Genomic DNA, 18,743 nt, shown 5'->3' on the forward strand with positions numbered 1-18,743 from the left:
CGAACGCACCAGGCGTGCCATCAACCCGCAAGCGGCGCTGGCTGGTCTTTGATCAGATTGGCGGGGTCCGGGGCAGAGCCCCGCGCCCTAAACAGGACACGCCCAACCCAAGGCGACCACCCACAAAGCCGCGGATCGCACGCAACGCGACACGCCCAAAGCAAGGCGACCACCCACCCAACCCGCGTCAGGAACCCGACCCGCCCACCCCCTGACAAACCGGACCCCCCACCCCCACTGACCAGCAACTTCACCCCAACCAGATAAATCTCAAGAAAATCCCAAGAACCAGCGCAACGAACCCCAACTTCGTACGTCTATGTGGGTGTCGCAAGCAGCACAGCCGCGGGCCGTTCGGGGCGATCCGCAGCAAGAGGACGCAGCCTGCAGACGAAGGGGAGCGAAGTGAAGGCGGGGGCCAGAACTTCGCGGCGAGTGCGGCCGGACCGAACGGGAGAGCGGTCCGGCCGTACGACTCCAGCCCAGCCCAGGGCACACATCCCCCGGCAACAGCCGGCGATCCAAAATTGTCAGACCCCAGGAGCATCATCAACCGCTGAGGACCCCAACCCCCGCGGGAGCGCTCCCAATGGATCACGTACTGGCCCAGCTGCTGCACGAACGAGTGTTCGCAATCCTCAACCAGCTGGAATCCCCGGCCACCGCCACACTCACAGCGTCCTGGCGCACCCTCCTGGGCCTCCACGAGTCAACGGACTCAGGCGCCTGCAAGGCATGCGGCCCACGATGGCGAAAACACATGTGCTCGGTCTGGCGAGTGGCAACGGCCTACTTCATCAGCCCGGAACACGACTCGAGCCCGGCGTGAGCCCCGCTCAACGTCCGGCAGAAGCGCGCATGAGTCCGGCAAGAGCCCGACAAAAGTGCCACGAGTCCGGAAAGAGCCCGGCAGAAGCCCCACGAGTCCGGCAAGGACCCGGTAGAAGCGGCCACGAGTCTGACATGAGCCCGACATGAATCCGGCTCAACTCCCACACGAGCCCGCGGAATACCCGCGACACAAGCGCTGTTAGTGGCTCATGAGGCCCACGAGGCGACCGAACCACCCATCCCCACACCTGCGGGTGGGTAAACACGAAAACCCGCGCGAGAAAGCCGCTCAGCCGTAGTTCAGCAATCCCCGAATCAGACGGTCACGCCGCGAGCGTTCAACCAGGTAAGAGGGTTGATCTTCTGCCCGCCGGGGTTCCACACCTCGAAGTGCAGGTGAGGCCCGGTGGAGAACCCGCGGTTACCCATGTGCGCGATCATCTGACCGGCCTTGACCGGCTGCCCCTCGCGGACGATGAAGTCGTTGACGTGGCCGTAGACCGTGATGGTGCCGTCCTCGTGCTGCACGCGGACCCAGAGACCGAAACCGGAAGCGGGCCCGGCCTCGAGGATCACACCGTCGGCGGCGGCCAGGATCGGCGTGCCGATCGGGCCGGCGATGTCGATGCCGAGGTGCATGGTGCCCCAGCGGCCGCCGTAGCCGGAGGTGAAGTCGCCGGCGGCGGGGCGGACGAACTTCGGGCGCTTCTTCTCGGCGTCGGCGGCCTCGCGCTCGGTGGTGAGCTGCTGGCTGCGCAGGAGCTTGGCTGCCTCGGCGGAGCCCTCGGACGTGGTCTTGGAGACCGCGAGGATCTGCGGGGCGGAGGCGGTGTCGCCACCCTGGCCGGTGAACGCCGCGGAACCGTCCGCGTGGTTCGCGAGAGCGACGTCCTTGCTGTCCTTGGCTGCGGCTTGCCCGATCTGGCCTGCGCCTGCTGCGGCGAAAGCGCCTACTGCGACGGCGGCGACGACGATGCGTCCGCGAAGCGCCGACGGTGGTGGGGGGAGCCGGTGGGAGCTGACGGTACGCGTGGAGGCACGGTCGACTGCCTCATCAAGCGCAGCACTGCGTTCATGGCCGCCGGGGGAGCGGTGGTGACTCAAAGCTTGCCCTTCCGCCTTCGGGGAGCCTGATCGGTGGACCTGCCGGGCGGGGGATTCCCGGTGAGTCAGAATTCGGGGTTCTGACTCGGTGTCCTTCTGTGATCAGACCGTGACAACGGACCGGGGGACAGTAACGGCGGGGAGCCTCGGAGGGCAAACCCCAGTTCGTTATGTCCTCTGAACGGGCGGCAATCAGCTGGTTTCAACTGTCAACTGTGACCGTCGGTCACTTCGGGCGGGCGACACGCCTCGCCGCCAGCGGCGATGGGGTGACCTAGAGAGTCGTCCGATCGGGTGATGGCGGTCACAACTACGTGAAGAGTCCTCGTGTCAACCGGCAAAGAAAGGTGACCTGAATCACGTATCTGGTGTTCCTCGACGAGCAACGACGTGTGCTCCAGTCGGGCGTTGCGCTGCGGCACGATGATCTGATCCATCTCCGACCAGACCACGACGAAGCGCGTGCGGCACGGCCGGCAGGGCTCGGCGAGCTCCGAGAGCAGCTCCGAACCTGGGCGCAGCTGCTTGGTAAGAGGAGTCGGCATCAAATAGGCGAGCAAAGTCCCGTTGTGCGGCGTTCCGAGTGTTACGAGAGTGCGAACGCGTGAGTCGCCGTGCAGCCGTTGTACGTAATACCTGGCGATGAGCCCGCCAAGTGAATGGCCGACCACATGCACCTGATCCGCGCCGGTTTGCTCGCAGATCCGCTCGATGTGCGCGCCGAGCAGGGCGGCCGAGCGGCGGACGTCCCCGGTCAACGCCGTCAGCACGCTGTAGTTGATGGCGTGCACCACCCCGAAGCCCCGCCTCCGCAGCGCCCCCGACAGCACCGCGAAGGCGGAGCGGTTGTCCCCGATGCCGTGCACCAGCACGATCGGGGTGCCCGCCGCGTCCATCGCCGAAACCATCAGCCCTCGCTGGCGGGGTGGCAGGCCGTCGGTGCGGTAGTGCCGGAACTGGCCGTCCGGGCGCAGCTGCTCGGTGATCGCTCCCCACGGGTAGAGCACCGCGTGGGCCGTCAGCCAGGCCGCTTCCATCGCGACCCCGCGCATTCCGCCGGGCGTGGCCATGGCGCGCAACGCGACCTTCACTTCTTCCGCCACATCGCGCGCTGTGTGTACACCCCAGCCGGCACGATCGAGAACGGCGTCAGTCAGACGCGTCATCCACGACCGGCCGGTGTCGCTCATATGAGCGACGGTAAGTGATGAAGTCACCGGCTAGGAGTACCCGGCGCATCTTTTCCACATGCGAACGAATTTCGTCTCAGTTGGGCGCAGCACGGTGACGCGGAACCCACCCGCTCTCTTGCTAGGTTCGCCCGCGATGACTCGAACCGAGCTCGAGAACCAGACCCCGGCCGCCGCTCGGCTGCGCACCTCGTGGGCGCTCGCCGCGGCAGGCGGTCTCCTCCTCTCCGTCGGCCCGCTGCTCGGCGTGGTCGATGGTGCGGAACCGGCCTACACCTCGTGGCCGCTGCTGGCCCTGCTGGCGCTGTTGCCCCCGGTCGTCGCGGGTGTGCTGCTGTTCCGCGGCAGGCCGTTCGTCGCGGCCGGACTGATCGCCGCGGTCGGCGTGTTCGCCTTCGGGCGCCTGCTGAGCGACCTGCAGATCGTGTTCGCCCCGATGGCGGTCGCGCGCCCGGAGCTGTTCCGGCCCGCCACGCTCGTCGCGGTCACCCCGTCGGCGGGGGTGTGGCTGCTGGTCGCCGGGCACGTACTGGTGATCGCGGGTGGTCTGCTGGCCGCCGGTCGCGCCGGCATGCCCGCGGACGAGTCGGAGCCGCCGGGCCTCGTGGCGGGGCACGTGATCATCGCTTTCTGGGCCACCGTCGGGTTGCTGGGCAAGCCGTTCTCCTCGGCGGACCCGTTCCAGCTCGACCGCGGGCCGTGGGACCTGCCGGTGCTCGGACTGATGGGCGGGCTGCTGCTGGCCCTCGCCGCACCGCTCGCCACCGCGCTCGCGGCCAGCTCTCCGGATCCCGACACCCGTCAGGGCGGAGTGCTCGGTGTGTCGTGCGCACTGGGTGGCGTCGTGCTGCCGTGGTTGGTGGCGGGCACCGTGACGACAGGTCTCGGCATCACCGCCGGTCCGGTGATCGTGTTGCTCGCCGCGCTGATGCTGCCCGTCCTTCCTCTGCTGGTCAGGGTGGTTCGGTTCCTGCGAGGCAAGGTGGTTCGGCTGCTGCGGGGCAGGCGCGCCGAGACCGAGGACGTGGCGCTGCTGTCGATGCGCCGCATGGACGTGGCGGCGGGTGTATTCACCGTTCTCGCCGCCGTCGCGATGCTCGCCGGCGCGGTGGCGCCGCAGATCGTGCTCTCGACGGGCGGGGAAGCACCCGGCCTGGCCTCCGCGAACCTCCTCTGGCCCGCCGGTCTCGCGTTCGGCGTGCTGGGCCTGGCGTTGTTCGCATCCGCCACCGCCGCGACGGTGCGCCCGGCGTTGCTTCTCGGCCTCTTCGCGATGCAGCTCGCGGCCGCGGGTGCGACCGGGCCGGTGCTGGCGGCGAGCAAGGCCGGCATCGCGCAGCCGGGCGCCGGCTTCTGGCTGATGATCGCCGAGATTCCGCTCGGCCTGCTGGCGCTGGCCTGCGCGGGCCTGGCCGGAGCCGTCGAGCGGGAGAACATCGAGATCGGCAAGCGGGCGGAGGTGCCGGTCGCCGAACTGGGCGCGGTGCTGCTGGCCGGGCTCTTCGCGGCGGGAGCCTTCGCGTTGCCGACCGTGCGCGGCGACAACTACACAGCGGCGACGCTGGTGCCGGGCACAGATCCGGTCGTCTCGGCTGCCCTGATCTCCTCTCTTGTGGTCCTGATCATCAGCCTGGTGGTCGCACTTCGGTCGAGGCCCGCTCGTGGAGCCGCGGTTCTCGCCGGTGGTGTCCTGTTGATGGGCGTGCGCGCTCTGGAGCTGCCGCTGACGGGCGCGAAGGTCGTGGGCGCGGCCGCGGGCCCCGGGACGTGGCTCGCGCTGGCGTCCGCGACGGCACTGCTGGTGGCGGCCGGTCTGATGGGTGCTCGCGCGACCCGCTGAAACGCGAGTTTCGCCGTTGCGCACGCGTGTGCGTGATCGACCTCACCGCTGTTGAGACCGACCTCACCGGTGGTGGCGTGCGAGCAGTACCTGCAGCTCGATAGTGTCTGGGCCCAGCCGCGTCAAGTGGGTTCGCTTGGCCCCTTGAGGACCACCCAGGCGCGGTGTTCCGACACCGACGTCGCAGGAGACCCGAGTGGACCTGTACGAGTACCAGGCGAAGGACCTCTTCGCCGCCCACGGCGTCCCGGTACTGCCGGGCGATGTGGCCACCAACCCCGCCGACGCCAAGGCCATCGCCGCGAAGTTCGGCCAGCCGGTCGTCGTCAAGGCCCAGGTCAAGACCGGCGGCCGCGGCAAGGCCGGTGGTGTGAAGCTCGCTTCCACCGCCGAGGAGACCGAGGAGAAGGCGACCGCCATCCTCGGCCTGGACATCAAGGGGCACATCGTTCACCGCGTGTTGGTGACGCCTGCCTCGGACATCGCGGAGGAGTACTACTTCTCCTTCCTCCTCGACCGTGCGAACCGCACCTTCCTCGCCATGGCGAGTGTTGAGGGCGGTATGGACATCGAAGAGGTCGCGGCCACCAAGCCCGAGGCCCTCGCGAAGATCCACATCGACGCCATCAAGGGTGTCGACGCGGCCAAGGCCGAGGAGATCGCCGACGCGGCGAACTTCCCGGCCGAGGTCAAGGACCAGGTCGTCGACACCATCGTGAAGCTCTGGGAGACCTTCGTCTCCGAGGACGCCACGCTGGTGGAGGTCAACCCGCTGGTCCGCGACCCGCAGGACAAGATCGTCGCGCTCGACGGCAAGGTCACGCTGGACGAGAACGCGGGCTTCCGCCACCCGGCCCACGCCGAGCTGGTCGACAAGCAGGCGGAGAACCCTCTCGAGGCCAAGGCCAAGGAGAAGGGCCTCAACTACGTCAAGCTCGACGGCGAGGTCGGCATCATCGGCAACGGCGCCGGTCTCGTGATGTCCACGCTGGACGTCGTGGCGTACGCCGGTGAGCAGTACGGCGTGAAGCCCGCGAACTTCCTCGACATCGGTGGCGGCGCGTCCGCCGAGGTCATGGCGAACGGCCTGGACGTCATCCTCGGCGACGAGGCAGTGCGTTCGGTGTTCGTCAACGTCTTCGGTGGCATCACCGCGTGCGACGCCGTCGCCAACGGCATCGTGAAGGCGCTGGAGATCCTCGGCGACTCGGCCACCAAGCCGCTCGTCGTCCGCCTCGACGGCAACAACGTGGAGGAGGGCCGCGCGATTCTCGCCGAGGCCAACCACCCGCTGGTGACCGTTGTCGACACGATGGACAACGCGGCCGCCAAGGCCGCCGAGCTCGCGGCTGCGGGGGTCTGAGTCAGATGGCTATCTTCCTCAACGAGAACAGCAAGGTCATCGTCCAGGGCATGACCGGTGCCGAGGGCACCAAGCACACCAAGCGCATGCTCGCGTCCGGCACGAACATCGTCGGTGGCGTGAACCCGCGCAAGGCGGGCGAGAAGGTCGACTTCGACGGCACCGTCCTCCCGGTCTTCGGCACCGTCAAGGAGGCCATCGAGGCCACCGGCGCGAACGTGACCGTGATCTTCGTCCCGCCGGCCTTCTCGAAGGCCGCCGTGGTCGAGGCGATCGACGCCGAGATCGAGCTGGCCGTCGTCATCACCGAGGGCATCCCGGTGCACGACACCGCCTACTTCTGGGCGCACGCCGTCGCGACGGGCAACAAGACCCGCATCATCGGCCCGAACTGCCCCGGCATCATCAGCCCCGGCAAGTCGAACGCCGGCATCATCCCCGCGAACATCGCGGGCAGCGGCAAGATCGGCCTCGTGTCGAAGTCGGGCACGCTGACCTACCAGATGATGCACGAGCTGCGGGACTTCGGTTTCTCCACCGCGATCGGCATCGGTGGCGACCCGATCATCGGCACCACGCACATCGACGCCCTCGAGGCGTTCGAGGCGGACCCCGAGACCACCGCGATCGTGATGATCGGTGAGATCGGTGGCGACGCCGAAGAGCGTGCGGCCGCGTACATCAAGGAGAACGTGACCAAGCCGGTCGTCGGCTACGTCGCGGGCTTCACGGCTCCCGAGGGCAAGACCATGGGCCACGCCGGCGCCATCGTCTCGGGCTCGGCGGGCACCGCGCAGGCGAAGAAGGAGGCCCTCGAGGCCGCGGGCGTCAAGGTCGGCAAGACGCCGTCCGAGACGGCCGACCTGATGCGCGAGATCATGAACGCGCTCTGACGAGAGCACGTAGATACGTAGAGCAGCACACGAGGGTCGGGCACCGGAGTACTTTCGGAGTCCGGCCCTCGCTCGTATGGCGGAACCGGCATGATCCGGTCATCGTCTGAGCAACACGTCGGCTAGCGTCACCGGACGCAAGCCTGGTTTGAGGAGGAGACCTCGACATGTCCGTGCCTTACGGCGCACCCCAACAGCAGCCGCCGGGTCCGGCACACCACCAGGCACCGCCTCAGGCCCACGGCGCACCTGGCGCGCCGGCCGCCAACAACATCAATCTGAGCCTGATCCTGCCGCTGGTCGGAGCGGGTCTCGGTCTCGTCGCGTACCTGATCGCCTTCGCGGACGACGTCAGCAGCGGCAACGTGGTCTACCTGCTCGCCGCGGGCGCGCTCGCGGGGCTCTCGGTGCTGCCGAGCATCCCCAAGGGCTTCGTCCCGGTCGGCGCGGTCCTGGCGGCCGTGCAGACGCTGCTGCAGCTGCAGGTCATCATCAAGTCGTCGTCGGTGCAGGGGCTCGACATCGTCCTGCTCATCGTCGCGCTGCTCGAGACCGCGGCGATCGTGCTCACCTTCCTGCTCGCCGAGGGCATCGTGAAGTTCGAGCCGAAGCCCGCGAACCCGTACGCGGGCCAGCAGCAGGGGCAGCCCGGCGGCTGGAACCCGCAGTCCGGGGCCTTCCCGCAGCAGGGACAGCACCCGCAGCACGGCGCGCCCCAGCAGCAGGCACCGCAGCAGCAGCCGTCGTTCGGCCAGCAGCAGTTCGGTCAGCAGCCGCAGCAGCCCGCGCAGCCGGGTCAGCCGCCGCAGCAGACCAGCTTCATGCCGCAGCCCGGCCAGTTCGGCTCGCCGGGCACGCCGCCCGGTGGCTTCGGCGGACCGCAGCAGTAAGGTCCGCAACACCGTTCGACCTCAGGGGTGGTGCCGGGTGTCTCCGGCACCACCCCTGTCGTATGCCCCGGCGTGCCTCACCCGAACGGCTCAGCCCGCCTGACACAGTGGAGAAGTGCCCGTGCTGCAACGCGATGTGACTCGCGAGGTGACCACCGTGCGCCCGCCGGAGTTCTCGCGCTCCGAACGCATGCGGGTGCTCGTCGCGGCCGCGGTCGGGTCGGTGGTCGTCGGGTACGCGGCGGTGGCCGCGCTGCTCGCGCTGATCTCCGCCACGGCCACGTACGCCGCCTTCTCCACCGCCGGCGTGCTCAGTGCCGCCGCACCCGCGTGGCTGGCCGCGCACCACGTGCCGTTGCGCTTCGACGCAGGTCAGCTCGGGGTTCTGCCGCTGCTGCCCACCGCGTTGCTGATGCTGCTCATCGCCCGCACCGCCGCGGGCACGGCCGACCGGCTCGGCCTCTACGAACCGCTCCAGGCGCGAGGCGTCGTGCTGAGCATCGCCGGCGCGCACGCGGTCGTCGGCGGCACGATCGCGCTGATCATGGGTGAGGGCGTCGTGCGCGCCACGCCCGCCGTCGCGTTCTTCGGCTGCGCCGCCGTGTCCGGTCTGGCCGCCACACTCGGCGTCGCCCGTCGCTGCGGCCTGGTCGAGATCGTCTTCGACAAGCTCGACCCCGTGGCGCTGCACGGCCTGCGCTCCGGGTTCATGGCACTGTTCGCGCTGGTGAGCGCGGGTGCGCTGGTGGTGGCGGCAGGGCTTGCGGCCTCGTGGCCCAGGACCAGCGAGCTCTTCGCGGGTGCCGGTCCGTCGGTCGGTGTCGGCCTCGGCGTGTTCCTGCTGTGCCTCGGCTACCTGCCGAACGCGATCATCGCGGGCCTCTCGTACGTCGCGGGTGCCGGGTTCTCGCTGGGCGGGGTCGAGATCTCGCCGATGCGCTTCGTCGGTGGTCCGGTGCCGTCGGTGCCGTTGCTCGCGGCGATGCCCGAGGAGCACCAGGTGTGGAACCCCGCCGTGCTGGTGCTCCCGGCGCTGATCGGCGTGTTCGTCGGCTGGACCTGCCGCAAGGTGTCCGACCGGCCGTCCTCGCGGTTCCGGGCGGTGCTGGTGGCCGCGATCACCGCGGCCGTGGGCTGTCTGGTGCTCGCCGCGACCGCCGGCGGACGGCTGGCGTCCGGCGCGTTCGACCCGGTGACGGTGCCCGCGGGCCTGCTCGCGCTGATGGTGGCGCTGTGGGTGCTGGTGCCGGGCGTGCTGGTGGCCTGGCTCGCCGGGTCGCGCGCGAAGGTGGCCGCGGCCGACGGTGACGCGGAGTTCGTCGAGCCGGACTTCGACGAGGACGAGATCGTCGACGAGGACGTCGTCTTCGAGGACGACGAGCTCACCGAACAGTTCGAGCAGCTCGAAGTGGTGGACGAGGACGAGTTCGAGGTCGAAGAGGACCTCGAGGACGACGACTACTACGACGAAGACGAGTACGACGACGAAGAGTTCGACGACGAAGACGTTGAGGACGAAGAGGAACAGGACGCCGAACCGCAGGCCGGGGAGGACCTCGAAGCAGAGGAAGACCTCGACGCGGAGTTCGACGAGATGCTCGGCATGGAGCCCGAGGAGGACCTGGACGGCAAGCCGGAACGGTGACGGCCTAAACTGCCCCTGAGCTGCTACAACACGCCACGCCCAGGAGTAGACGCTGAGCACCGAACTTCGGCTTCCCACACCGGCGCGCGTCGTCGTACTCGTGTCCGGTTCCGGAACCCTCATGCAGGCGTTGCTGGACGCCGACCTGCCCATCGAGGTGGTCGCCGTCGGTGCCGACCGCGAGAACATCGAGGGCCTCAAGCGCGCCGAACGCGCCGGGGTGCCGCACTTCGCCGTGAAGCTGCGCGATCACGCGGACCGAGCCGCCTGGGACGCCGCGCTGACCGAGTCGGTGGCCTCCTTCAAGCCCGACCTCGTGGTGTCCGCCGGTTTCATGAAGATCATCGGCGAGCAGTTCCTCGCGCGCTTCGGCGGCCGGATGATCAACACCCATCCCGCGCTGCTGCCCGCGTTCCCCGGCGCCCACGGCGTGCGGGACGCCCTGGACTACGGCGTGCACGTCACCGGGTCGACCGTGCACCTGGTCGACGCGGGCGTGGACACCGGGCCGATCCTCGCGCAGGAGGCCGTTGTCGTCGAACCCGACGACACCGAAGAGACCCTGCACGAACGCATCAAGGTCGTCGAACGCCGGCTGCTCGTCGAGACGGTCGGCAGGCTGGCCCGCGAGGGCTGCACCGTGAACGGACGAAAGGTGAGCATTCCGTGAGCACTCCTGCCGAGAGGCGACCGGTTCGCCGGGCCCTGATCGGGGTCTCCGACAAGGCCGGCCTGCTGGAACTGGCCACCGGCCTGCACGCGGCCGGAGTCGAGATCGTGTCCACCGGCGGCACCGCGAAGGTGCTGGCCGACGCGGGCGTCCCGGTGACGCCGGTCGAGCAGGTGACCGGGTTCCCCGAGTGCCTCGACGGCCGCGTGAAGACGCTGCACCCCCGCGTGCACGCCGGTCTTCTCGCCGACCTGCGCAAGGAGACGCACGTCCAGCAATTGCGCGAGATGGACATCGCGCCGTTCGACCTGCTGGTCGTGAACCTCTACCCGTTCACGCAGACCGTGGCGTCGGGTGCTTCCCAGGACGACTGCGTCGAGCAGATCGACATCGGCGGCCCCGCGATGGTCCGCGCGTCGGCGAAGAACCACGCGAACGTCGCCGTCGTCGTCGACCCGGCGCGCTACGACTGGGTGCTTTCGAACGTTCGTGACGGCGGCTTCACCCTGGCCGACCGGCAGCACCTGGCCGCGGACGCGTTCCGCCACACCGCTTCCTACGACGTCGCGGTGGCGTCGTGGATGGGCAACGTGCTCGCTCCGGACGACGAGGGCAGCGGCTTCCCGGGCTGGGTCGGCGCGACCTGGAACCGGTCGAACGTGCTGCGCTACGGCGAGAACCCGCACCAGCACGCCGCTCTGTACACGCAGGGCGACGGCCGGACGGGTCTGGCGTCGGCGAAGCAGCTGCACGGCAAGGAAATGTCGTACAACAACTTCCTCGACGGCGATGCCGCCTGGCGTGCCGCGTGGGACCACGAGCTGCCGTGCGTCGCGATCATCAAGCACGCCAACCCGTGCGGCATCGCGGTGTCCGACGTGAGCATCGCGGACGCGCACCGCAAGGCGCACGAGTGCGACCCGGTCAGCGCGTTCGGCGGCATCATCGCGGCGAACCGCGAGGTCACCGTGGAGATGGCCGAGTTCGTCTCGGAGATCTTCACCGAGGTCATCATCGCTCCGTCCTATGCGGACGGTGCGGTGGAGGTGTTGCAGCGCAAGAAGAACGTGCGCATCCTCATGGCCGAGGCGCCTGCCCGCGGTGGTGCGGAGATGCGTCCGGTGTCCGGCGGCCTGCTCCTGCAGCAGCGCGACGCAATCGACGCCGCGGGTGACTCGCCCGCGAACTGGACTCTGGCGTGCGGAAAGCCCGCGGACGAGAAGACGCTGGCGGACCTCGAGTTCGCGTGGCGTTCCATCCGCGCGGTGAAGTCGAACGCGATCCTGCTGGCGGACAACGGCGCCACCGTCGGCGTCGGCATGGGCCAGGTCAACCGGGTCGACTCGTCGCATCTCGCGGTGAAGCGCGCGGGGGAGCGGGCCAAGGGTGCCGTCGCGGCCTCCGACGCGTTCTTCCCGTTCCCGGACGGCCTCGAGGTGCTGCTGGAGGCCGGTGTGCGCGCGGTCGTGCAGCCCGGCGGCTCGGTGCGCGACCCCGAGGTGATCGCCAAGGCCGAGGAGCACGGCGTGACGCTGTACCTGACGGGTACGCGCCACTTCGCTCACTGATGTTGCCGGGGGCCGCCTCTTTCGTCGAGGCGGCCCCCGTTCTCAGATCTTCGCGACCATCTCTTCTGCCAGCCCCTTCGCCGCGGCCTCGAACTCCGCGACGTCCGGCTTCTTGTTGGTGAACAGACCCGCGTCCCAGCCGGTGTAGTCGACCTGGACAGTGGTGTCGCCCTTGCGCACGAGGATCCAGATGTCCGTGAGCGCGGAGTTGCCCTCCACCAGCACTGCCGCGGCCTGGTCACCGAGCCCGTCGAGCGGTTTCTGCTGAGGCACGCCCGCGGCCTTCATGTGCTGCGCCACCATGTCGTCGATGGTCATCTCACTCGCGGTCTGGACGTACACGTCGACGCCGCGGTAGCCGCTGCCGTCGACGCCCTTGGTCTGGTGCCACGAGCAGATCGTGCGCTTGCCCTTGTCCGACGGCATGTCCATCTCGTGCGAGCCGAGCCCGTTCGGGTTCGTCGTGCGCGCCTTGGCCAGCGCGGCCTCGGAGATGTTGCCGCACAACGCAGGCAGCTTGTCGGCGCGCTTCGGCTCGCCGCCGTCTTTGTTGACGTTGAGGTAGGTCACGAGCCCGGCGACCAGACCGCCGATGACGACCAGGCCGACGATGACCGCGGCAATCAGCGGTGCCTCGCTCTTCTTCGGTGACGGTGGAGGGCCGTAGCCCGGAGGAGGTTGCTGCCATCCGGGTGGCGGCTGCTGCCAGCCCTGTTGCTGTGGCGGCACCTGCTGACGCCAGCCGTGCGGAGGTGGTTGGTTCACGATTTCCCCAGTTCGCGGTGCTTTCCGGGCCACCGTAGAGGACCGTTCCGGCACGGGTGGCCGTGTCCCCCGAAAGAGTGACGCTCCGGCATTGACACAGGGGTGCGCAGGCGCGCTACGATCATCCCGTTCGTTCGAACAGGAGTTCGAATAAGCAAGTCGCCGAACTTCCCTCGGCGGCCGTGCACAGGGGTGCGCACGGTCCGAGCAGGGAGGTGGGTGGAGTGTCCAGGTCGGCAACGGCGTCGTTGGCTGCGTTCGGGGTGAATCCGGCCAGCGAGCTGACCAGCACCACCACCGACCACACCACGGGGCGGGTGCTGCCGGTTCTCGGGGAACTGGCAGGCCTGCTGCCGTGGGGCGGCTTGCGGCGAGGCAGCACGGTGTCGGTGGGCGGATCGACATCGTTGCTGCTCGCCCTGCTCGCGGGCGCGACCGCGGACGGCTGCTGGGCCGCCGTGGTCGGCCTGCCGCAGGTGGGCGTGCTGGCCGCGGCCGAGCTCGGGGTCTCGGTGCAACGGCTGGCACTCGTCCCCTGTCCCGGAGCTGATCCCGGCCCGGTCATCGCGGCCCTGCTGGACGGCATCGACCTGGTCGCCGTCGCCTGCCCACTGCCTCCCTCACTGGCCCGACGGCTCACGGCTCGCGCTAGGCAACGCCGTGCCGTCCTGATCGCTTTCGGTTCGTGGCTCTCGGCCGACGTGGAGCTGACCGCGGAGTCCGTGCGCTGGAACCCGCTCGACGACGGCGCGGAAACGTTGCGGCGCCAAGAGATCAGCGTGCGCAGCGGTGGTCGCGGCTCGGCGGGCAAGCCGAAGCAGGTGCTGCTCACGTTCGGCGAAGAAGAGATCGAGCTCCCGCTGGTGGCCGGTGAACCGGCCGAGTCCGACGAGCCGGCTGATGCCGGTCCGGACGAGGTCGACGAGCTGGCCGTCAAGCGGGCTACAACCCGGGGTCGTCCTGCGTGAAGGACACCCGTCTCCTCGCGGTCTGGTGCCCCGACTGGCCCGTCGTCGCCGCCTGCACCGCCACCGGCACCAGCCAGCACGTGCCGGTGGCGGTCCTCGACGGCAACGAGATCGTGTCGACCTCGGCCGTGGCGCGGGCCGAGGGCATCCGCAGAGCCATGCGCAAACGGATGGCCGAGTCGATGTGTCCCGAGCTGGTCACCTTCGAGCACGACCCGCAGCGCGACGCCAGGTTCTTCGAGCCGGTCGCGGGGGCCGTCGAGGAGCTCGCACCGGGCATCGAGGTCGTGCACCCCGGCCTGGTCGCGGTGCCGGCACAGGGCCCGGTCGGCTACTTCTCCTCCGCCGAGCAGGCAGCCGAACGCATTGTCGACCACATCGCGACGAGGACCGGGACAGAGGTCCAGGTGGGTGTGGCCGACAGCCTCTTCGCGGCCACGAAAGCCGCGCACCGCAACGTGATCGTCCCGCCGGGCCAGACTGCGGAGTTCCTGCGGCCGTTGGGCGTGCACGAGCTCGACGCCCCGGAACTGGTCGACCTGCTCAGAAGACTCGGCCTCAAAACCCTCGGCGCCTTCGCGGACGTGCCGGAGAACGCGGTGGCCTCACGGTTCGGCGGCCCGGCCACGAGACAGCACCGCCTGGCCCGCGGTCTACCCGAACGCCCGCTCGACAAGCGCAGGCCGGCGCCGGAACTGGCCGTCACGGAGACCTTCGACGACCCGGTCGAGCGCATCGACGCGGCCGCGTTCGCCGCGAAGATCCTCTCGGAACGCCTCCACGAGAACCTCAGCGCCAGAAGCCTCGCGTGCACCAGGCTCGGCATCCACGCCCGCACCGAGACCGACGAGGAGCTGCACCGGGTGTGGCGGGCCGCGGAACCGTTGACACCACGGGGGATCGCGGACCGCGTGCGCTGGCAGCTCGACGGCTGGCTCACCCGCGAGCGCCTCACGTCCGGCATCAGGACGCTCACCCTCGAACCGGTCGAGGTCGTCAACGGCACGGCGTTGCAGCTCGGGTTGTGGGGCCACGACGACGAACGCGCGGTGCGAGCCCTCCTGCACGTCCAGGGTCTGCTCGGCCCGGACGGCGTGCTCACCCCGGTGCTCGACGGCGGCCGGGGACCGAGGGAGCAGGTCAGGCTCGTGCCGTGGGGCGACGAACGGGTGCCGGCCCAGAACCCGGACCACCCGTGGCCCGGCCGGCTGACCAGGGCACCGGCGACGCTCGCGGACGACCCGGCCGACCTCAGGGACGCGGCGGGCGACGAGGTCGGCGTGACGGGTCGTCTCGAACTCACGGCGCAGCCGAAGAGCCTTGCGGTGAAAGGAAGAACACAGGAGGTGATCGCGTGGGCAGGTCCGTGGACGGTCGACGAGAGGTGGTGGGCGCCGGACCCGCACCGGGCGGCGCGCATCCAGGTGCAGACGCCGGACCAGGCGTTCCTGCTGATCCGCAAGAACCAGAGGTGGTTCCTGGAAGGGGTGTACGACTGATGCCCGACGACCAGGACTGGGATCTGCTGGAGAGCCTGATCCCGTTGCCGCGCAAGGCACCTGATGGGCTGGAATAACCCACCGGTCCGCTGGAAGGAGCTGGAACGCGCTCTTTCCGGCAAGCCCGTCGAGCAGAAACCCGACGGTGGTGACGGTCCCGGCTGGTCACGGCACCGCGACCGGTACACCGCGCCGCCGGGGTTCGAGCTGCGCGTGGACGATCTCGCGGTCACCCGCAAGCGCGTGCCGTACGCGGAGCTGCACTGCCACAGCAACTTCAGCTGGCTCGACGGCGCGAGCCACCCCGAGGAGCTGGTCGAGGAGGCGCAACGGCTCAAGCTCGACGCTATCGCGATCACCGACCACGACGGCATGTACGGCGTGGTCCGGTTCGCCGAGGCCGCGAAGGAGCTCGGGATGCACACGGTGTTCGGCGCCGAGCTGAGCATCGGGCTCTCGAAACCCGCCAACGGCGAACCGGATCCTGAAGGCGACCACCTGCTTCTCCTTGCACGCCAACAGGAGGGCTACCACCGGTTGTGCCGCACCCTCACCACCGGGCACCTCCAGGACGACGCGGAGAAGGGCAAACCCGTCTACGACATCGACAAGATCGTCGCGGACACCCGAGGTGAGGTCGTGGTGCTGACGGGCTGCCGCAAGGGAACCGTCCGCAGAGCCCTCGTCAGGGAGGGGCCGGCGGCGGCGTACCGGGAGATCGTCCGGCTCACCGACCTGTTCGGCACGGGACGTGTCCACGTCGAACTGACCGACCACGGCCTGCCGGAGGACAGCAAGCGCAACGACCTGCTCTTCAAGATGGCGCAGGAGCTCAAACTCCCCGTCGTGGCAACGAATGCCGTGCACTACGCCACCGCGAACCGAGGCCGGTTGGCCGCCGCGATGGCCGCCGTCAGAGCACGCAGCAGCCTCGACGACATGGCCGGCTGGCTGCCGCCGTCACCCGCGGCGTTCCTGCGCAGCGGCGAGGAGATGTTCCACCGGTTCCGCCGTTATCCCGGAGCCGTGCACAACGCCGCGTTGCTCGGCATGCAGCTGGCGTTCGACCTGAGGCTGGTCGCGCCGCAGCTGCCGCCGTTCGACGTGCCGCAGGACCACACCGAGAGCAGCTGGCTGCGCAAGCTCACCTACGAGGGCGCCCGGAGCAGGTACGGCGACGACGACGAGAAGGCGTTCCTGCAGATCGAGCACGAGCTGAAGATCATCGAACAGCTCGGCTTCCCCGGTTACTTCCTGGTCGTGCAGGACATCGTGAACTTCTGCAAGCGCAACGACATCCTCTGCCAGGGCCGGGGCTCCGCGGCGAACTCCGCGGTGTGCTTCGCGCTCGGCATCACCAACGTGGACGCGGTCCGCTTCGACCTGCTCTTCGAACGCTTCCTCGCCCCCGCCCGCGACGGCCCTCCCGACATCGACGTCGACATCGAGTCCGACCGGCGCGAGGAGGTCATCCAGTACGTCTACACCAAGTACGGCCGTCGCCACGCCGCCCAGGTCGCGAACGTCATCACCTACCGCGCCCGTTCCGCCGTGCGCGACATGGCCCGTGCGCTCGGCCACTCGCCCGGCCAGCAGGACGCGTGGAGCAAGCAGATAGACAGGTGGGGCCCGCTCACGACGACCACCGACGACTGCGACATCCCGCGTGACGTGCTGGAGCTGTCCGCGCAGCTGGAGAACTTCCCGCGGCACCTGGGCATCCACTCCGGCGGCATGGTGATCTGCAACCGGCCGGTCAGCGAGGTGTGCCCGGTGGAGAAGGCGCGCATGCCCGACCGCACGGTGCTGCAGTGGGACAAGGACGACTGCGCCTCGATCGGCCTGGTGAAGTTCGACCTGCTGGGCCTCGGCATGCTCTCGGCCCTGCACTACGCCATCGACCTCGTCCGCGACCACGAGGGCGTGGAGGTCGACATGGGAAAGGTGCCGCTGGACGATCACCGCGTCTACGAGATGCTGCAGAAAGCCGATTCTGTAGGGGTTTTCCAGGTGGAGAGCCGTGCGCAGATGGCGACGCTGCCGCGCCTGAAGCCGCGCAAGTTCTACGACCTGGTGGTGGAGGTGGCGTTGATCCGGCCGGGCCCGATCCAGGGCGGCTCGGTGCACCCGTACATCAGGCGGCGCAACGAGGTCGAGAAGTGGGACTACGACCACCCGTTGCTCGAGAACGCGCTGAAGAAGACCTACGGCGTCCCGTTGTTCCAGGAACAGCTCATGCAGATCGCCGTCGACGTGGCCGGGTTCACGGCCGCGGAGGCCGACGAGCTGCGGCGAGCCATGGGTGCCAAGCGGTCGACGGCCCGCATGGAACGGCTGCGCGAGCGGTTCTACGAGGGCTGCCACGCTCAGGGCATCGACGACGAGCTCGCCGGGCGCATCTACGCGAAGCTGCTGGCGTTCGCGAACTTCGGCTTCCCGGAGTCGCACGCGCTGTCGTTTGCGCACCTGGTGTTCGTGAGCGCCTGGTTCAAGCTCTACTACCCGGCGGCGTTCTGCGCGGCCCTGCTCCGCGCCCAGCCGATGGGCTTCTACTCGCCGCAGAGCCTGGTGGCGGACGCGCGCCGGCACGGCGTCACCGTGCACGGCCCGTGCGTGAACCTGTCGCTTCCCCACGCGGCTCTGGAACGGTTCGAGGGCGCCAACGCCGTCCGCATCGGGTTGGAGGCGGTACGGGGGATCGGCACCGCGGATGCCGAGCGGATCGTTGCGGCACAACCGTTCCGGGACATGGAGGACTTCGGCTCACGCGTGCAGCTGAGCACGGCTCAGGTGGAAGCCCTGGCCACGGCCGGTGCCTTCACCTGCTTCGGCCTGGAACGCCGTGAGGCGCTGTGGGCGGCGGGCGCGGTGGCCGCGATCCGGCCCGACCGCCTGCCCGGCACCACGGTCGGGGTGGACGCGCCGTCGTTGCCCGGCATGGACGACGTCGAGCTCGCGGTGGCGGACGTCTGGGCCACGGGCCTGTCGCCGGACAGCTTCCCGACCCAGTTCGTCCGGTCGAAGCTGGACGCCATGGGCGCGTTGCCCGCCGCCGCGCTTTCTTCGGTGGAGCGCGGAACTCGGGTGCTCATCGGTGGCGCGGTCACCCATCGCCAGCGCCCGGCGACGGCGGGCGGGGTCACGTTCCTCAACATCGAGGACGAGACCGGGATGGTCAACGTCGTGTGCTCGCAGGGGTTGTGGGCGCGCTATCGGCGGGTGGCGCGCAGCAGCGGGGCGATGCTCGTGCGGGGTGTGGTGGAGTCGGCCGAGGGCGTGGTCAGCCTGATGGCGGACCGGCTGCAGCACCTCGACCTGCGCATTCCGTCGAAGTCGCGCGACTTCCGCTGACCTGCAGGCGCCTTGCAGACGATCTGCGGACGAACTTGCAGGCGACCCCGGCAACCTCATTCCTGTCACGAAGGCAGAAGAGGGAGCTGGGGAAAATGCGAGTCCTCTCCACCATCAAGGCGATGCTGATCGTCTCGCCGGCTTCGAGACCGGCTGGGTCGAGTCG

13 protein-coding genes are annotated in these 18,743 nt (G+C 69.3%); 10 read left to right on the forward strand and 3 right to left on the reverse strand.

The window, feature by feature from the left end:
- Positions 1-1,146: 1,146 nt before the first annotated feature.
- Both ABZ345_RS35420 and ABZ345_RS35425 read right to left on the reverse strand, forming a co-directional pair.
- On the reverse strand, positions 1,147-1,935 hold the full coding sequence (locus ABZ345_RS35420; protein ID WP_359858723.1) for a M23 family metallopeptidase: 789 nt from the start codon (positions 1,933-1,935) through the stop codon (positions 1,147-1,149).
- 209 nt (positions 1,936-2,144) lie between these two features.
- Positions 2,145-3,125, reverse strand: coding sequence for an alpha/beta fold hydrolase (locus tag ABZ345_RS35425; RefSeq protein WP_359858725.1), 981 nt, complete (start codon positions 3,123-3,125; stop codon positions 2,145-2,147).
- Between the two features lie 136 nt (positions 3,126-3,261).
- Here ABZ345_RS35425 and ABZ345_RS35430 point away from each other — a divergent pair, with 136 nt between their 5' ends.
- The 7 genes from ABZ345_RS35430 (at position 3,262) to purH (ending at position 11,994) form a co-directional block, all read left to right on the forward strand.
- Positions 3,262-4,965 carry a hypothetical protein gene (locus ABZ345_RS35430; RefSeq protein WP_359858727.1) on the forward strand — a complete coding sequence of 568 codons (1,704 nt, stop codon included), beginning with the start codon at positions 3,262-3,264 and terminating at the stop codon, positions 4,963-4,965.
- Between the two features lie 196 nt (positions 4,966-5,161).
- On the forward strand, positions 5,162-6,328 hold the full coding sequence (sucC, locus tag ABZ345_RS35435) for an ADP-forming succinate--CoA ligase subunit beta (protein WP_359858729.1): 1,167 nt from the start codon (positions 5,162-5,164) through the stop codon (positions 6,326-6,328).
- Positions 6,329-6,333: 5 nt separating this feature from the next.
- Complete coding sequence (gene sucD, locus ABZ345_RS35440) at positions 6,334-7,221, forward strand: succinate--CoA ligase subunit alpha (RefSeq protein WP_355566708.1); 888 nt, start codon at positions 6,334-6,336, stop codon at positions 7,219-7,221.
- A 167-nt stretch (positions 7,222-7,388) separates the two neighbouring features.
- A complete protein-coding gene (locus ABZ345_RS35445; RefSeq protein WP_359858731.1) occupies positions 7,389-8,111 on the forward strand; it encodes a DUF5336 domain-containing protein in 723 nt (240 codons plus the stop codon).
- A 121-nt stretch (positions 8,112-8,232) separates the two neighbouring features.
- The gene (locus ABZ345_RS35450; protein ID WP_359858733.1) at positions 8,233-9,756 is read left to right on the forward strand and encodes a DUF6350 family protein; all 1,524 of its coding nucleotides are present in this window, start codon (positions 8,233-8,235) and stop codon (positions 9,754-9,756) included.
- 52 nt (positions 9,757-9,808) lie between these two features.
- Complete coding sequence (gene purN, locus ABZ345_RS35455) at positions 9,809-10,426, forward strand: phosphoribosylglycinamide formyltransferase (RefSeq protein WP_359858940.1); 618 nt, start codon at positions 9,809-9,811, stop codon at positions 10,424-10,426.
- Entirely contained in the window at positions 10,423-11,994 is a 1,572-nt protein-coding gene (gene purH / locus ABZ345_RS35460) for a bifunctional phosphoribosylaminoimidazolecarboxamide formyltransferase/IMP cyclohydrolase (protein ID WP_359858735.1), read from the forward strand. The genes purN and purH overlap by 4 nt, the downstream gene beginning before the upstream one ends.
- Positions 11,995-12,036: 42 nt before the next feature.
- Here purH and ABZ345_RS35465 read toward each other — a convergent pair whose 3' ends face one another.
- Entirely contained in the window at positions 12,037-12,759 is a 723-nt protein-coding gene (locus tag ABZ345_RS35465; RefSeq protein WP_359858737.1) for a hypothetical protein, read from the reverse strand.
- Between the two features lie 224 nt (positions 12,760-12,983).
- Between ABZ345_RS35465 and ABZ345_RS35470 the strand changes: the two genes are divergently transcribed.
- The 3 genes from ABZ345_RS35470 (at position 12,984) to ABZ345_RS35480 (ending at position 18,577) form a co-directional block, all read left to right on the forward strand.
- Positions 12,984-13,727, forward strand: coding sequence for a hypothetical protein (locus ABZ345_RS35470; protein WP_359858738.1), 744 nt, complete (start codon positions 12,984-12,986; stop codon positions 13,725-13,727).
- Positions 13,724-15,226 carry a DNA polymerase Y family protein gene (locus ABZ345_RS35475; RefSeq protein WP_359858740.1) on the forward strand — a complete coding sequence of 501 codons (1,503 nt, stop codon included), beginning with the start codon at positions 13,724-13,726 and terminating at the stop codon, positions 15,224-15,226. Before ABZ345_RS35470 ends, ABZ345_RS35475 begins: the two co-directional genes overlap by 4 nt.
- A 63-nt stretch (positions 15,227-15,289) precedes the next feature.
- The gene (locus ABZ345_RS35480) at positions 15,290-18,577 is read left to right on the forward strand and encodes an error-prone DNA polymerase (protein WP_359858742.1); all 3,288 of its coding nucleotides are present in this window, start codon (positions 15,290-15,292) and stop codon (positions 18,575-18,577) included.
- Positions 18,578-18,743 lie beyond the last annotated feature (166 nt).

This window comes from Lentzea sp. NPDC005914 (assembly GCF_040629405.1).
GTDB lineage: Bacteria > Actinomycetota > Actinomycetes > Mycobacteriales > Pseudonocardiaceae > Lentzea.

Excerpts from the sequence above, each read along its gene's own strand:
- ABZ345_RS35430 (WP_359858727.1), top strand. The coding sequence starts at position 3,262 with ATGACTCGAACCGAGCTCGAGAACCAGACCCCGGCCGCCGCTCGGCTG.
- sucD (WP_355566708.1), top strand. The coding sequence starts at position 6,334 with ATGGCTATCTTCCTCAACGAGAACAGCAAGGTCATCGTCCAGGGCATG.
- ABZ345_RS35425 (WP_359858725.1), bottom strand. The coding sequence starts at position 3,125 with ATGAGCGACACCGGCCGGTCGTGGATGACGCGTCTGACTGACGCCGTT.
- ABZ345_RS35445 (WP_359858731.1), top strand. The coding sequence starts at position 7,389 with ATGTCCGTGCCTTACGGCGCACCCCAACAGCAGCCGCCGGGTCCGGCA.
- ABZ345_RS35480 (WP_359858742.1), top strand. The coding sequence starts at position 15,290 with ATGGGCTGGAATAACCCACCGGTCCGCTGGAAGGAGCTGGAACGCGCT.